The sequence below is a fragment of the Paenibacillus agaridevorans genome (assembly GCF_018604145.1).
GTDB lineage: Bacteria > Bacillota > Bacilli > Paenibacillales > Paenibacillaceae > Pristimantibacillus > Pristimantibacillus agaridevorans.
The window spans coordinates 3,389,075-3,405,085 of sequence record NZ_CP075889.1 but is presented as its reverse complement, the minus strand read 5'-3'; the positions used below and the strand labels follow the sequence as shown (position 1 = coordinate 3,405,085).

The window sequence follows — 16,011 nt, the reverse complement described above, 5'->3', positions numbered from 1 at the left end:
TGTGTTTTCAAAGGAGTAAACATGGAATCGGAATCACCTAAGTATTCACAAATTAAGCAGTACATCGTTCAGAAAATTAATCAGGGCGAATTTAGGCCGCATGATCAGATACCGACAGAGTTTATGTTGTCGGAAAAGTTCGGTGTCAGCCGGATTACGTCCAACCGCGCCATCCGCGAGCTGGAGATGGAAGGGTATATTTATCGGACGCGGGGCAAAGGCAGCTTCGTGGCGTCTCCTAACGATCGTCTGGCTGGCGCGGGCGCCGAGCACACCGTACCCGATGCGGCACGCAGGGTTGCCGTGATTTTTGCAGATGTCCAGCACCATCAGTACGGGTATACCACCTGTATGGAAATATTGCTGGGAGCACAGCGGGTGCTTGCCGAGCACGGATACGACGTGTCTATCTTTTTCAGCGATGAGAGCGAGGAGCAGGAGCAAAGTCTGATCGCTGCGGCTTCGAGCGGCCAATTCGCCGGTTTTCTCCTTTTGCCATTATCCAGCAATCATGAGCAAGAGGAGTTGAAGCGGCTGAACGAACGGCGTTTTCCGTTCGTCGTTATCGACCGCACGATCCGGACGCTGCGAACGAATCTGGTCACTTCCGACAACTTTGACGGGGCTTACCAAGCGGTTTCCTATCTGATCGAGCAAGGGCATCGCAATATCGCGTTTTTGTCGCTCAAAATCGACTACGCCTCATCGGTGCACGAACGGTATAGAGGTTACTGCGAAGCGTTGAGCGATCACCGGATTCCGCTGCGCCGGGAGCTGGTTATGGAAGACTACATTCCGGCAAATATGGCGTCGATCACTAAACGGCTCATGGAGCAGATCCAATCTCCTGCGGACCATGTAACGGCCGTGTTTGCCATCAATGACGAAATTGCGATTGACGTAATGAAGGAACTGCCTAAGCGCGGTGTGGCAATACCGGAAGATGTCAGTCTGATCGGCTTCGATGATTCTCCCATGCTGGATCATGTGTCGATTCCGCTCAGCTCGGTCAAGCAGTTCCGCAAGCGGTTAGGCGAACAGGCCGGCGAAATGCTCATTCGGCATATCGAGGATAACGAGCTGCCGCTGGAGCATGTGATGCTTAACACAAAGCTGGTCGTCCGCAAGTCGACGGGCAAGGCGAAATAAAGAGGCGGTGCCGCATTGCATGAATTGCAATGCGGTGCAGCCGGCGATTCGGCTAGCGGCATTATAATGTAAGCGCTATATTGTAATTTCAAAAGTCATGTCAACATGTCAAATGGAAGGTTGTGTACAGCTAATGAAACGTATTTATATTGTGCCTCATACCCATTGGGATCGGGAATGGTATTTGTCCTATCAACATTTTCGCATCCGTCTAACCCGGCTGATCAAGGGGCTCCTGGATATCCTCGACAATGATCCTGACTACGTCAGCTATCATCTCGACGGGCAGGCCAGCGTACTGGACGATTACTTGGAAATTCATCCGGAAGATCGGGAGCGGCTGAGCACCTTCATTGCCGAGGGGCGGATCAAGGTTGGACCTTGGTATGTGCAGCCGGACGAATCGCTTGTGAGCGGAGAATCGTTAATTCGCAACTTCTCCCTGGGAATCCGCAAGACGGAGGAGATGGGCGGCAGTCTCAAGTTTGGCTACTTGCCGGATATGTTCGGACACATCTCGCAATTGCCCCAACTACTGCGGGGATTCGGCATGTCGCAAGCGGTCGTCTGGAGAGGTCTTGGCGACGTTGCTGCCCGCAGCCAATCCGAACTGCTGTGGGAAGGGGCCGATGGCAGCGAGCTGTTTACTTACAGGTTATCCAATCAGATGGGCTACTCGGAATTGTTCCGCCTTTATTCCGACCCGGATAAAGCAGCTGAACAATTACGTGGCGCAGTAGAGCGCCATCTTATTCCTGCATCGGGCATTGACACGCTGCTATTAATGGTCGGCGTCGACCATATGGAGCCGCAGCGCGATCTATCCCGCATCATCCGCGAAGCAGCTCCGCTGCTGCCGGAATATGAGCTGGTGTTCGGCACGATCGATGGTTTTCTAAACGAAGCAGAGGAGAAAACGTACGGGAAGGATCTGTTCAAAGCGCATGGAGAGCTTCGCGATACGAACCGTGTCACTAGCGGCGGGTTTAACTTTCTTTTGGCAAACGTGCTTTCCTCGCGAATGTACCTGAAGCAGGCCAATGCACAGGCCCAATATTTGCTGGAACGATGGGCGGAGCCGTTCTCAACCATAGCTTGCGGTTTGGCGGGTAATCGCTACCCGGATCGCTTGCTTGAGCAGAGCTGGATCTATCTGTTGCAAAACCACCCGCATGACTCCATTTGCGGCTGCAGTCGGGACGAGGTTCACCGGCAGATGATGACGCGTTTCGAATGGTCGACGGAGATTGCCGGGCAACTGAAGGACGAGGCCCTCTATTCATTACTGGCGCAAGTCGACACTTCGGTGCTTCCGAATGACCGCATCATCTTTCATGCCATTAATCCGTTGGAGCATACGCGCCGCAATACTGTCATGGCGGAGTTGTACCTGCCTGCCGATGCCCCTGCCTTCCGGACGATCGATATTTACGACTCCGAAGGGAGCCGGCTTCCGAGCCAGGTGATGGATGTGCGGCCTGAATTCCGCTGCGTTCACCATCACGAGACTGCCGTGCGCGATATGGCGATGCTGCATAACGCTGCTCCTCCCGAGGAGCGAGGCATATTGCCAGGGCTGGAATATTCGCTGAAGGCGACAGTTGCATTCGTTCCGCAGACGCTGCCCGCACTAGGTTATGCCACCTTTACAGCAGTTCCGAACCGGAAGCGGGTACCGGAACGAGGGGTTATCGCAAAAGGGAATTCGCTTGAAAACGAGCGGTTGAAAGCAGACGTGCATTTCAACGGCAGTGTGACGCTTTATGACAAGAAGAACGGCCATTGTTATCAAGGGCTGCTCGTATTCGAAGACGGCGGCGATGGAGGGGACGGTTATACGTACTCCGCCCCGCTAATCGATGAGGTATTCACTACGAGAGGGATTCAGGCTTCCGTTACGGTCGCGGCCGATGGCGAGGCACTCGGCGTACTGCGCATCGAGCGCAGCTGGGAGCTGCCTGCGGGTCTGGCGTCCGATCGCAAACGCAGGGCTTTGGAGAGACGGATCTGCCGACTCGTCACTGAGGTCAGCCTGGGAGCGGAGGACGAATGGCTGGGCGTAAAGGTCATTTTCGACAATCAGGCTGCCGATCATCGGCTGCGGGTGGCGCTTCCTACGGGACTGAAAGCCGATACGTCTTGGTCTTCTGCCGCCTTCGATCTTGTAGAAAGGTCTGTACAGGTCGTTCAGCCAGATGAGGCCGCGTGGATTGAGGATGCTGTGGGCGTCTTCCACAATCATGGTTTTGCCGGTATGACCGATGCCGGCGGCGAGCGGGGGTTTGCCGTTGCGCCTTTTGGCTTACCGGAATGCGAAGCGACCGCAGACGGAACGTTGTATTTGACGCTGCTGCGTGCGGTCGGGTATCTTGGTTCGCCGGATCCGCTGACAATCGTGAGCGGCGCAGGGCCGAATTTCCCGACGCCGGACGGACAATGCCAGGGAACGCATACGTTCCGCTTCGCGCTAGTGCCGCATCAAGGCCGTCCGCTGGAAGGAGAAGTAGGGCGGAGAGCGCATGAGCATCATTTGGCGGTCCAAACGGTTCAAATGCGGCATTCGGCGAAGGTTGCCGATCAGAACGGGGGGGATGGAACGGGAGCGCTGCCCCTGACGCAATCGTTTCTCCAGCTGGGCGGGGAGCGGCATTCGTTCGTCCTGTCCGCGCTGAAAAAAGCGGATTCGCGCGACAGCATCCTGATCCGCCTTTTTAATGCATCCGACGTTACAGGACGGACGATGCTCCGCTGGTGGCAGCGTATCGGCGAAGCGTATGCCGTAGATTTGGCGGAAAACCGACTCGCTCCGTTAGTTGTAACGGATGAGCAGGAAATCGCTATTGAAGCGGGCGGCAAAAAAATCGTCACGATCGAGATCGTGCCTGTATGAACGGCCGCTTGAACCTGAGCGGTGACGATTGGCAGCTGACCGGCTGGTACCGTAATCAGTGGCGGTTTACGGTATCGATGGAGCTAGGGGAGACGTTTCCTCCTCCGGTCGGGTCGATTGCCGCGACAGTGCCCGGGGCCGTGCAATCCGATTTGCTCCAAGCCGGATTGTTGGACGATCCCAACAGCGGATTGCGCAGCTTGAGCGGCGAGTGGGTGAATAACCGGGAATGGTGCTACGAAAAGAAGTTCGATATTCCGGACGGCTGGCCTTTGGACCGGTGCGAGATTGTGTTCGAAGGGCTTGATTACGCCGGGGAGATCTCTCTCAATGGCGTGAAGCTTGGCGAATTCGAGGGTTTCTTTTGGCCTCATGCCTTTGATGTTTCACCTTATATTCGTACAGTATCCGAGGGCTCGAACCACCTGCGCGTCATGTTCAGGCAATCGCCGGAGATCGACGGCCAGTACGGATACACCCACCTTGTCACCACCCTGAAGCCGCGATTCAATTATGTCTGGGACTGGTGCCCGCGCATCGTGCCGGTTGGCATCTGGCAAGACGTCTGCCTGTATACGTACCGGGCTGCGAAGCTGACTGATTTTTGGCCCCATGCGACTCTAAACGATGATCTGCATACGGGGCAGGTTCGTTTTGCCGCCTCCGTGGAGACGCTCGCAGCCGGGCCATACAGGGCCGAATATCGGCTTAAGGACGAGGATGACACCGTCCAGTACGAATGGTCAGAGACACTTCTGCTTAAGGGCGGGGTTAACTCCTTCGAGCATATGGCGGAAGTGGGCGAAGTACAGTCATGGTGGCCGAACGGTTATGGCAAACCTTCCCTCTACACGGCTGAAATCAAGCTGCTTGGCGAACAGGGGGAGGAGCTCCAGGCCGTGGTTAAAACGATTGGCTTTCGCAAGCTGGAATGGGTTGCGAATGAGAACGCGCCTGTCGGCGCTTTGCCCTATACGCTCGTAGTCAATGGCAAGCGCATATTCATTAAGGGCGTCAATTGGGTGCCGATTAAGCCTCTCTACGGTTCCGTGACGGAGCAGGACTACCAGCAATATGTCGGCCGATTTTGCGATATGAACGTTAACCTGCTGCGTGTATGGGGCGGCGCTATCATTGAGCAAGAAGCCTTTTATCAGGAATGCGACCGCCTGGGTTTGCTTGTGTGGCAGGAATTTCCCCAATCGTCGAGCGGCATCAGCAACCTGCCGCCTGATGATCCGGCTGTGCTAGCGGCATTGGAGCGGGCAGCCGCCCAAGCAATCCGGGAGAGGCGCTCGCATCCCTCGCTGGCGGTGTGGTGCGGAGGCAATGAGCTCATGTGGGAAGGGGGTGTGCCTGTTGATGAGCGACATCTCAATATCGCCATGTTGAAGCGATTGGTTGCGGAGCTCGATCCAGGACGGCGGTTTTTGCCTGCAAGTGCATCGGGTCCGACTTTCGTGGCCGATGCCAGCCGATTTGGACAGGGACTCCATCATGATGTCCATGGTCCGTGGCAGTATTTGGGCGACCGCGAGCATTATGCTTTCTTTAATAGCGACGATGCCTTGTTTCGCTCGGAAACAGGGACGCCGGGCACGTCTCGGGCGGCAACGATACGCAAGTGGGCGGATGGGCTGCCTGTCTGGCCGCCTACCCGGGACAATCCGTACTGGGTTCATCGCGGAGCCTGGTGGATCCAGTGGGAGCAATTGGGCGCGTTGTTCGGATTGTGGGCTGCGGATGCGGATGAGCTGGAATTGTATTGCCGGGTCAGCAGGTATATGCAGGCAGAGTCGCTGCGGTACGCCGTGGAAGCAACTCGCCGGAGGGAACCGGAAGCTTCCGGGTTTATCGTCTGGATGGGCAACGAACCATTTCCGAACAATGCGAATACATCCGTCATCGAATATGACGGCATGCCGAAACCGGCTTACTACGTGTTGAAGAAAGCCTACGCGGGCCTGCATCTCTCCGCGCGCTACAGCCAATTGGCGTACAAAGAGGGCGATACTTTCGCATGCGGCATCTTTATCCACAATGAACATTCCGAGATTGAGGGGCTAGAAGCCACAGTGAATGTATCGCTGTATGGAGCGGACGGGAATCTGCTAAAGCGGTGCGTTTACGACTGTTCTTTGGGCGTTGGAGCGCAGCTGGCGGGGGATTTTTCCTGGATAGTGGAACGCCCGGCGCATGGTGTATTTGTACTGCGGCTGGAGGCTGTCGCCGGGGAATGGACTGTAGAGCGTAACGAGTACGCTTTCGCCGTGGAGAGTTCCGCCCCCCTGGAGCCGCTGCTGCAGCTTCCGCGGGCGCAAATTGTCATAGAAAGGGAGCCGGAAGTACTTCATACAGCTTTTATTCTGGTTAATGTTTCACCTGTATGCGCCATCGGACTGATGGTGATGGAACGTGATCCCGGGCAGTTTGTATGTTTCGACCGCAATATGGTTGTGCTGTTGCCAGGAGAGCGTTTGCAGATGAACTTTGCTCAACGGAACCTTAAGGAAGGCAGCGAATTCATTCCTATTATAGAAGGGCTGAATGTCGAGGCCGATTGTAACGAGTGGCAGCATAATTTAAAGGAGGAATCGTAGATGATGAATCAATTTAAATTTCGTATGCGAATACTGGTTGCTATTTTGGCGACGGTTGTACTAGGGGGAAGTACCATAACTGCACCTGACCTATCCGTAGCGGCGAGCGTGACGGATTACAATGTAAAAGCCGCCCCTTATAACGCGGTCGGTGACGGCATAGCGGATGATACAGCCGCGATTCAGAGCGCGATCAATGATGCGCAAAGCGCAGGCGGAGGCGTCGTGTTTATTCCAAAAGGGAGTTATAAATTAAGCTCGACACTCCACATAACCGAACATAACGTACAACTGGAAGGAACGGGAAAGGGGTCGTCCCTCTTCCTCAACAAGGGAACGGATGCTGTCATTCATATCGGAACAGGGAGCGGTCAGACGACACACAACAAGGTAAAAAATTTGGCGATTGATCGTTCTGTAGCCCCGAATGCCGATATCGTCCATTCACCTTCATACGGCATTCGCGTGGAGGGAGCAAGATTCACGACGTTGGATGGGGTTACGGTCTACAATGCCGCATATGGCATTTCCGTCGGTGTAAAAGGCAACGCACAATTGAATACGCAGTTCGTAACCATCCTTAACAGCAATGTAATGACGACTGGAAGCATGCAGCCGACCTCGGTTTTTCCAGGCGCCAATATCGTGTTCTGGTCCGGTGCCGATTATAAATTGTCGAAAACATTTTTGGAGCCGACGAATATAGGCGTGCTGATGGAAGGCAACTCAAATGGCATTAATATCGATACGACTACCGTTATTAACGGCGCTCCTTTTAATTATGGCATCATGAGCGTCGGCAACGGATTTGCCCGTTATATCGTCAACAGTATTCTTGAGAACGCCCATCATCAGCAAATCTACATTGGCGGAGAATCGGAGCGCGTCACCGTGGCGAATTCCTGGATCGGTGCCGGAGACGAGGAAGGCACGACTACGCGACTGGGCATCCTGATCGAGTCGGGCGCCAAAAAGGTCACGATTGCAGACAACCGTATTGGCGACCAGCAGCTGCAAGGCATTTTCTCCAAAGGGGATAATGTGACGATTACAGGAAACCTGCTGGAACGCAATGTAGTACGTAACCGGCTCAATCCCAACAATTGTTTATCCTGCGACAGCATGCAGATCGAAGGCGGGAAACATGTGATTGTAAACGGCAATCGCGTGTTCAGCGACTTTGACCGGAACGGCATCGGGCTATTTGACGATGGAGCTCGCAAATTAAACTATTACATCGTAACAGGCAACGACACTTCCGAATCGGGAAGCGGCATTCATGACGCAGCGACAGGGGCAAGCAAAGTGGTTGCCAATAATTTATAACCGTTTTAGAAGCATCAGGAAGCCTTGTCCCATAAGGCTTCCTTTCGCTTTCACCCGAACATAAAACCCTATCTCTCCACTGGCGGCGATAAGGCCGCATGAACAGTTGGAGATTCTAACGGACAGGAGGAAGCCGTCGATTCATTGTGCCTGCAAACACCGATCCTCCCTGTTTAACCGTATTCCGTATTTGTTGAATGAGGCTGCTTCTATCCATTTGGACATCGTCCAACCATGCTGCGGCTTCTGCGGTTTCAGGCTCATGTTTCGCTCCCCAAGCCGATAACTCCAACAACACCGGTATTAAATCCAATCCGGCCTCTGTGAGTTCGTATAAATCTTTTCTTTTGTCGCCGAGATGGGGGTTTTTAGTGATCAAACCCATTGCCTCAAGTCGAGACAGGCGATTCGTCAAAATGTTTCTGGCAATCCCCTCATCGGAAGCGATAAACTCTCCGAATGTTTTTTTTCCTGCAAATATGATGTCTCTGATAATTAAAAGCGACCATGAGTCACCTAGGATATCAAGCGAAAAAGAGATGGGACAGTTTGATCTTCTGCGAGGATTATTTTGCATATTGCCTCCTTGACTTTATCATTACGATTTATTATATTAATTTTAGTTTCAAATTGCAACTGAAAAAGGAGGATTATGAAATGAAGTTCTTGTATGTATATCGAAGCGGTGAAGTTCCGGACGAGATGGCATCTCAGAATATTCATGAGTTGTGGAGTTGGCTGGAGAATTTAAAGGAAACGGGTTATGAAAAGGTTCGTTTTGCCGGCACTGGCCGTAAAGTTGTTTCTCAGCACATGGTCGAAGAATACACCGGCGATATATTCGGTGTGTCTGTGATTGAAGCAGAATCATTGGAGGAGGCTGCCAGGTTAACCTCCGATTGGCCTGAATTGCAATATGGCGGCAGGATCGAAATCATTGGAGCACTGGAAAATTAAGGTGGCGGATAGCGCAATGACCGTATCCAACATCAGAGCATCCTAATTTCAAGAAAAAAATGGTAGTCTGCGGAAGGGGAATCCCTTCTCGCAGACTATCTTTCATTTATGACAAGCGGCGTAGATGGAGGTTGGCCGCCGAGCGAGGACAACATGAGATCCTATCTGAACCGGCTATTTGTCAGAGGAGCCAATAGGATTAGCCGTTCGCGAACAGCGCGAATAGGAAATATGTCCGCACCTTAATTATGTTTGTCAATAGACAAAGGATTGAAATGATGGCCTTTGAAATATGTTAGGGCATTGATTAATGTCAATATACGCTTTCCTATCGATTTGCTACGCTAATAGCGAATTGAATCCATGGCAGGGGAGCGGTTGATTTGTTTAAAGGAAGCTAAGTCGAATAATATGTTTATGTCTCGGTCTGACGACGAGAAGGGCATTGGCCTGGAAATTGTTCGTGTAATTATCGGTGACGGCGGGATCGTCAACCCGGTGACTAAAAATGAAGGAGCGGATCGACATGATCAATAGAGCTATAGCCGGTATTTTAACCTTCGTACTGCTTCTATCCTATTTCGCGCCAGCCGCTTCAGCGGAAAGCGGCCCCGTTTTTACTTTAACCGCATCGGAAGACCGAGCTGTAGCAGGTCGGGACATCAGGGTGATCGTGACGGGCGAGCATCTGCAGGATATGTATGGTTTTGAAATTCAGCTAACCTATGATAAGAGCAGGTTGGAATATAAGGGAGCCAAAAGTGCCGTTTCCGGCTTCTCCGTCCCTGTTCATGAAGAAGAGGGCCGACTTCTATTTGCCCACACCAAGGTCGGGCGTACGAATGGCGAAAGCGGCAAGGTTGAAATGGCCGAAATCACCTTCAGAATGATTGCTGCAGGCAAGACGTCCGTCGAGCTCAAAAAAGTTAAGCTTGTAAGCAGCGATATTATGGCTCAAGAGCCAAAGGCCGATGTGCGGATCGACTTTGACATTACAAGGCAACTACAGGCATTTACGGATATTTCGGGGCATTGGGCTGAGGTGAACATTGACAAAGCAGCTTCGATAGGCATTGTGGACGGCTACCCCGATGGAACGTTTCGACCTCAGCAATTCGTTACTCGCGCAGAGTTTACGGCCATGTTAATTCGCGCCTTATCGCTGCCTCAAGCTACAGATATTGCCCTTGAATTTACCGATTCCCCTCACATTCCTTCATGGGCCGTTCCAGCTGTTAGTCAAGCCATCTCGGCGGGAATCGTAACAGGTTACGAGGACCATACTTTCCGCGCTTCTAAACACATTAACCGCGCGGAGATGGCCGTAATGGCTACGAGGACCTTAGGCGTCCCTATTGATTCCGGTAAGACGACAAGCTTCGCGGATGATAGTGAAATTCCGTCATGGGCGAGTCCGTTCATCGCGCATGCGGTAGAAGCAGGCATTGTGCAAGGGAGGGGCAATAATCGGTTTGTTCCGAAAGCTAACGCTACCCGGGCCGAGGCGGTGACTCTGATTTTGACGTTGCAGAGCAGCGTGAACGCGTTATTTTAACCGACGAATATTATTCCATTCGCTACAATGATGGCGTTACGTCCGGAAATGAGGCAGCTATGTTTCGAATGAAGGAGGTGAATCTATTCGGCAAATTATTAGGGGTTATGGTAAGCGCTTACGTGTCCGTGATTGCGATAAAGCGCGACTCTTCTTGTATGTGGGATTCCGAAATCCCAAAATTCCAAAACGGGCGGCACTAAAACGAGATTTTAGTGGTTGCCTTACGAAAAGGAGCAAAACTTATGATGAAAGTTGAAAAACTCTTAATTAACGTCTCCCGCATCCTCGCAGTCCTCATGCTGATTTCCACATTCGCGTTTGTCTCCGCCCCGGCCGCCGCGTCCGAAGGCGAGTTGTCGCTTGAACTGAACGACCTCATTGCGCAAGCCGAAGCCTTAAAAGCAGGCAACGAGGAATTCCCGCTCCAGGTTAGCCGTACTGACGAAGGCTCCGATGTAAACCAAGCTTTCCCTTGGGTGTACGCCAACGAGCTCGAGGATCTTGATAAAGCGCTCGAGTTCGCTCGCCATGAGCCCACTCCCGCCGACGAAGCCATTGCCAGCCTTGAAGAGGCAATAGCGATTTTCACCGGAAGGATCAAAGCGGACGGTTCGGATCCCTACTTCCGTCTTGATCCGGGTCCTGGTAAAATGCCTGTATTAATTACCGAGCCCACCGGTGCCTGGGCCACGAGAACTCCGCTGGACAACCGCGTCCCTGCCGACTTTGCCGGCAGCACATTCAAAATGATTCCTTATCCTTTTGCGGATTCCGCAGGCAAAGCCGATGTGCTCCAGATCAATTACGTCCATAACGGAACAAGCACGTTCGGCGGAATAACTCTCGCATCTCCGTTGTCTCCGGCTGTCAATGTCCCTGCAGGAGTGACGATTGAGTTTGATGTGTACTATCCCAAGAGCGCGCAGGGCAAATTCATGCGGTGGAGAACCAGAAATGCCAACTCCGATCTTGACAGCTACCTCAGGGAATACCAGTACAATAACCTTAACCCCGACTGGGTTGGCAGCTACAACGGCGAATCCTGGTTAATGGCCCATCACAGCATTAACGCCTCGACAGGCAATTCGTCGAATTTCATTCTTGAGCTCCATGGCGAGAACGGCCGTCCCGCAGAAACCGGCATGCTGCTTGTCGCCAATATCCAAATAACTGCGCCCGATCCAGACGGCATTGCGCTTCCCAATGTAGTCAACAAGGAAAACCAGAGTGCCGTAGCTCCTCTTAAGAGTGTATACAACAAGGAGAACGACCTGTTCATGGTCGGCTCGATCGGAACCGGATCCGTAACCGGAACCAGAGCCCGGCACTATGAAATCTTTGTCGACGGCAACAATCTTAAGGCCGAACCAACGCATCCCCGCGGTCCCAATTGGCTAAAAAGCGTGACTGGCGCGCCACTGAACGGCGCAACCACCACTCCCGGCACAGCTGAGTACAACTTCCCGACCGGCTCTTATCAAGCGATCAGGGATTCGGGAACTCCCGGGCAGTACAAGTCTCACGGCCATGTGTTGGCATGGTACAACCAGGCACCCGCATGGATGAGACAGATCATTCCCGCGAATCTTGAATCCGGGTATAAAGGCACAGCCAATTTCTACGGATTGGGCAACGGCGTTACGTCCACGGTTCCGGTAGACAAAGAAAGTGCCAGAAGAGTGCAGTTTAATCACACCATGTATGTGATGCGCCACTTCCTGACCACGGATACGAAGTATGGCTCAAGCGAATCCCGCGGAGTCATCCCCTTCAATTCATGGGATGTACTCAACGAAGAGGTTCACGAAAGCCGTCATAGCGAGAACATCCCGACGGATCCGAACAGTTGGAGAACAAGCCTCAAACACACCAACTGGCTGGTTGCCTTGTCGGATGACCAAATTGAAGGCGACATCAGAGAGCATTACATTTACCTGCTCTTCAAGTACGCGCACATCGCGGCACCGAACGCTCAGATGGCGGCGGCTTACAAAGCCAACTACGCCAACCTTCCCGAATACATGAAGCTCGATGGACACGACGCCGAAGGCAGCATTGACGCCTATATCACGGACAGTCCTCCGAAGCTGACCTACAATGATTACGACATTTCCGTCCGCACCAAAGCGAGGACCGCGTACAACATGATCCGCGAATTGAACACTGCATGGCTTACCGATCCGCTGTATGACGGAAGACCCCTTATTGAGGACATGGGGATCCAGGGACACGATTCGGTTAAAAAGACCCTTGCAAGCGATAACCAATATGCCATGGCCCTCTACGCATCTCTCGTGGACCAGGGCCTGCTTGCCGGTATTACTTTCTCGGAATTCGACCTTAAGTTGCCGACAAACGCTCCCGGCGGCGGCGCGATCGCTCCAGCGGCGCTCAATGTCAGACAATCTGACGCCCTTGGTTATCAGTATGCGCTGATGTATAAACTGTTCACCAAGTTCGCCCCGTACATCGATCACATCATTAGTTGGGGCGTAACCGGTTCCGGATGGCAGGGAAGTTATGTGCTGTTCGACGGTCAGAGCAATGCCAATGCCGGATACTATGGCGCCATGAATCCGAACCGCTTCATGCTGGGGCATTCCTACCTGGATGATTTCTTTGCAGGCGAATACGAGAAAATCCAGGACGACTATGCCATTGACCTTGGCGATCTCGGCATCTATTCCGTCGGCGGCTCTAAAGCGCCTGCAACATTAACCGGCGCCGATCGTGTACCGGCCGGCGGTTCCTTCGACCTTGTCTACGGTTTGAGCCATGTGCAGGGCAACGTACTGGCTCAAGACGTCACGATTACTTACGATGCCGAAAAGCTGGAACTGACCGCACCGCCAGTCTCGGCAGACGAAGCGAAATTCGTCGTCGCCGATTACAAGACAGAACCTGCCGGAACACTCCGCATTCTGGGCGTTCATCTTGGCGCCGGTCAAACCAATCCGAATGCGGATCTGATCCAATTGTCGTTCCGGGCCAAAGAACATGCGCCAGCCGGCTTGACGAACGTCGAGGTCGCCCGATTGGTGACGGCAGACGGCGCAGGCGCGGAAACGGATCGTGACGGCACGGTACACACCGTTCGAATCGACGTCATCGACAAAGCGGCGCTGAACGCGCTGATTGCCGAGGCGCAAAGCGCGCATGATCAAGCAGTGGAAGGCAAGCTGATCGGACAATATCCGGCAGGCTCCAAGGCAACGCTGCAGGCTGCCATCGATGCAGCGGAGACCGTAGCGGATAACTCGAACGCCACTCAAGATCGGATCGATGAAGCTGCCGCTCTGTTGAACGCCGCATTACTGCACTTCCAGTCTTCCGTGATCGTGAAGATCCCGAGCGACCACAATGAAGACGGCAAGATCAGCGTTGGCGACTTGGCGATTATGGCTAAGGCTTATGGCATGACCTATGAAGATGCAGGATGGGATCAAGTGCAAGCCCTGGACTTGAACGACGATAAACGAATCGACATTCTCGATCTGACTATCTTGGCTCGCATGATTCTAGAATGGTAAAGCGCTAACCGTTAAACAAGTACTGATTTAGGGAATAGGAGAGAGGCAGATTGCTGCCTCTCTCCTTTTTTTTCTGATTATATTGAAAGGAATCGTGAGATTCCCTTATAGGTTTGGACTGTCCTTGCTCTTATACTTGGAAGATAGAGACATCCAAGTTAGGAGGATAATATGAGCCGCAACGAGAACATATCCATAGGCCCCAGCCATCATGCCATGAACAAGCTTCGCAAGAAAACATCCTTCAGAAGGTGGGAGTCTCCGCTGGCGGGATATTTATTTATTTCGCCATGGTTGCTCGGATTTTTGGGGCTGACGTTATACCCCATGATGCTTTCGCTCTATTATTCGTTTACGGATTATACATTAATGCAAGGCATGAACTGGGTTGGACTCGGCAATTACAAACGGATATTGCTGGAGGACGATAAATTTGTTCAGTCTTTGGCCGTAACGTTCAAATTCGTCATCGTTTCTGTCCCTGTTCGTTTGTTGGCGGCATTGCTTGTCGCTCTGGCGTTAAACCAAGCGGTTAAAGGGTTATCCGCTTACCGCGTTGCTATTTACTTTCCTTCCTTGATCGGGGGGAGTATCGCCGTATCGATGTTATGGGGGAATATATTCGGAATAGACGGATTCGTCAATCGAGTTCTCGAGCTATTTGGATTTAAAGGGAGGGGATGGATTAGCGATCCCGATACGGCGTTATGGACGCTAGTGTTGCTGACGGCATGGCAGCTTGGCTCGGCCATGGTCATCTTTTTGGCTGGCCTGAAGCAAATTCCGAGGGATCTATACGAAGCTTCATCGGCGGACGGCGCCAGCCGGCTGAAGCAGACTTGGTGCATTACATTGCCCATGCTAACGCCGACCCTGTACTTTAACCTGATCATGGCGATAATCGGAGCCTTCCAGATGTTTACGGCTGCCTATGTCATTACAAGAGGAGGGCCTATGAATGCTACAATGGTATACGCCGTTTATCTCTATGAACGCGCTTTCAACCGTTATCAAATGGGATATGCCTCATCGCTTGCCTGGATGATGTTGATGATGATTGCCGTTGTAGCGGGCATCATCGCCCTGACCTCCAAGTATTGGGTGTTCTACGAAACGGAATCCGGAGGAGGGAGGCCATGAGGCGGCAAACATCCGACGCGATTCGCCATATTATGCTTGTTTTGTTTAGTTTCGTCATGCTATACCCCATTGCGTGGTGGATCGGCGCATCGTTAGAATCGACAGCGGAAATAAGCTTTCTTAACGCATTTCCGTCGGTTCCCGTTTGGAGCAATTTCCGCGAGGGCTGGACGGCGATCCCCGGATATTCTTTCACCCGCTTTTACCTGAATACGTTTTTGCTTGAGATCGCCGTTCTTGCAGCTGCTATATTTTCCTGCACCTTGGTCGCGTTCGGCTTCGCAAGACTTGATTTTCCTTTGAGAAAATTTTGGTTCGCGATACTTATGCTGACCTTCATGTTGCCGGCGCAAGTGCTGATCGTCCCGCAATACGCGATGTTTTATCAGTTTGGCTGGATTAATACGTATTGGCCGTTTATCGTTCCGCAAATGTTGGCTGGAGGGACAGGCGGTACCTTTTTTGTTTTTCTGCTCGTGCAATTTATAAGGGGAATCCCCAAGGAGCTTGACGAATCGGCGAAGATCGATGGTTGTACCTGGTTCGGTTTATATTGGCGCATGGTGATACCGCTGACGAAATCCGCGATCGCAACGGTGCTGATTTTTTGTTTTCTTTGGAATTGGGACGATTTTTTGGGTCATCTCTTGTATATTAATTCCGTTGACAAGTATACGGTAGCGCTCGCCCTAAAGATGCTCAATGATTCGGAGGGCCATCATCGATGGGGACAATTGCTTGCGATGTCGCTTGTTTCGGTCGTTCCGGCAACTTTGGTGTTCGCCGTTGCGCAGAAGCAATTAGTTGAAGGGGTCGCCACAACAGGCATTAAGTAATAGGACCCCGGCCACGACGAGAACC

At 52.4% G+C, this 16,011-nt stretch carries 10 protein-coding genes; 9 read left to right on the top strand and 1 reads right to left on the bottom strand.

Going from position 1 to position 16,011, the window contains the following annotated elements; genetic code table 11:
• Positions 1-21: 21 nt before the first annotated feature.
• The 4 genes from KJW29_RS14470 to KJW29_RS14455 all read left to right on the top strand — a co-directional run bounded on the left by KJW29_RS14470 (position 22) and on the right by KJW29_RS14455 (position 7,965).
• Entirely contained in the window at positions 22-1,149 is a 1,128-nt protein-coding gene (locus KJW29_RS14470; RefSeq protein WP_214630308.1) for a GntR family transcriptional regulator, read from the top strand.
• A 133-nt stretch (positions 1,150-1,282) separates the two neighbouring features.
• Positions 1,283-4,039 carry an alpha-mannosidase gene (locus KJW29_RS14465; RefSeq protein ID WP_214630307.1) on the top strand — a complete coding sequence of 919 codons (2,757 nt, stop codon included), beginning with the start codon at positions 1,283-1,285 and terminating at the stop codon, positions 4,037-4,039.
• The gene (locus KJW29_RS14460; RefSeq protein WP_214630306.1) at positions 4,036-6,639 is read left to right on the top strand and encodes a glycoside hydrolase family 2 protein; all 2,604 of its coding nucleotides are present in this window, start codon (positions 4,036-4,038) and stop codon (positions 6,637-6,639) included. The genes KJW29_RS14465 and KJW29_RS14460 overlap by 4 nt, the downstream gene beginning before the upstream one ends.
• Entirely contained in the window at positions 6,640-7,965 is a 1,326-nt protein-coding gene (locus KJW29_RS14455) for a glycoside hydrolase family 55 protein (RefSeq protein ID WP_214630305.1), read from the top strand.
• Between the two features lie 115 nt (positions 7,966-8,080).
• Here the strand turns inward: KJW29_RS14455 and KJW29_RS14450 are convergent, their stop codons facing one another.
• Positions 8,081-8,542 carry a winged helix-turn-helix transcriptional regulator gene (locus tag KJW29_RS14450; protein ID WP_214630304.1) on the bottom strand — a complete coding sequence of 154 codons (462 nt, stop codon included), beginning with the start codon at positions 8,540-8,542 and terminating at the stop codon, positions 8,081-8,083.
• Positions 8,543-8,622: 80 nt separating this feature from the next.
• On the opposite strand from KJW29_RS14450, the gene KJW29_RS14445 reads away from it, so the two are divergent.
• The 5 genes from KJW29_RS14445 (at position 8,623) to KJW29_RS14425 (ending at position 15,986) form a co-directional block, all read left to right on the top strand.
• Entirely contained in the window at positions 8,623-8,922 is a 300-nt protein-coding gene (locus KJW29_RS14445) for a YciI family protein (RefSeq protein ID WP_214630303.1), read from the top strand.
• Between the two features lie 526 nt (positions 8,923-9,448).
• Positions 9,449-10,477: an S-layer homology domain-containing protein gene (locus KJW29_RS14440; protein WP_214630302.1), complete on the top strand. Its 1,029-nt coding sequence runs from the start codon at positions 9,449-9,451 to the stop codon at positions 10,475-10,477.
• Positions 10,478-10,722: 245 nt separating this feature from the next.
• Positions 10,723-14,010, top strand: coding sequence for an endo-1,4-beta-xylanase (locus KJW29_RS14435; RefSeq protein ID WP_214630301.1), 3,288 nt, complete (start codon positions 10,723-10,725; stop codon positions 14,008-14,010).
• Between the two features lie 171 nt (positions 14,011-14,181).
• Positions 14,182-15,150, top strand: a complete 969-nt coding sequence (locus tag KJW29_RS14430) for a carbohydrate ABC transporter permease (protein ID WP_214630300.1) — start codon at positions 14,182-14,184, stop codon at positions 15,148-15,150.
• On the top strand, positions 15,147-15,986 hold the full coding sequence (locus KJW29_RS14425) for a carbohydrate ABC transporter permease (RefSeq protein ID WP_214630299.1): 840 nt from the start codon (positions 15,147-15,149) through the stop codon (positions 15,984-15,986). The genes KJW29_RS14430 and KJW29_RS14425 overlap by 4 nt, the downstream gene beginning before the upstream one ends.
• Positions 15,987-16,011 lie beyond the last annotated feature (25 nt).

Coding starts and splice junctions, on each gene's coding strand:
- KJW29_RS14455 (WP_214630305.1), top strand. CDS start 6,640: ATGATGAATCAATTTAAATTTCGTATGCGAATACTGGTTGCTATTTTG.
- KJW29_RS14465 (WP_214630307.1), top strand. CDS start 1,283: ATGAAACGTATTTATATTGTGCCTCATACCCATTGGGATCGGGAATGG.
- KJW29_RS14440 (WP_214630302.1), top strand. CDS start 9,449: ATGATCAATAGAGCTATAGCCGGTATTTTAACCTTCGTACTGCTTCTA.
- KJW29_RS14470 (WP_214630308.1), top strand. CDS start 22: ATGGAATCGGAATCACCTAAGTATTCACAAATTAAGCAGTACATCGTT.
- KJW29_RS14430 (WP_214630300.1), top strand. CDS start 14,182: ATGAGCCGCAACGAGAACATATCCATAGGCCCCAGCCATCATGCCATG.
- KJW29_RS14450 (WP_214630304.1), bottom strand. CDS start 8,542: ATGCAAAATAATCCTCGCAGAAGATCAAACTGTCCCATCTCTTTTTCG.
- KJW29_RS14445 (WP_214630303.1), top strand. CDS start 8,623: ATGAAGTTCTTGTATGTATATCGAAGCGGTGAAGTTCCGGACGAGATG.
- KJW29_RS14435 (WP_214630301.1), top strand. CDS start 10,723: ATGATGAAAGTTGAAAAACTCTTAATTAACGTCTCCCGCATCCTCGCA.
- KJW29_RS14425 (WP_214630299.1), top strand. CDS start 15,147: ATGAGGCGGCAAACATCCGACGCGATTCGCCATATTATGCTTGTTTTG.
- KJW29_RS14460 (WP_214630306.1), top strand. CDS start 4,036: ATGAACGGCCGCTTGAACCTGAGCGGTGACGATTGGCAGCTGACCGGC.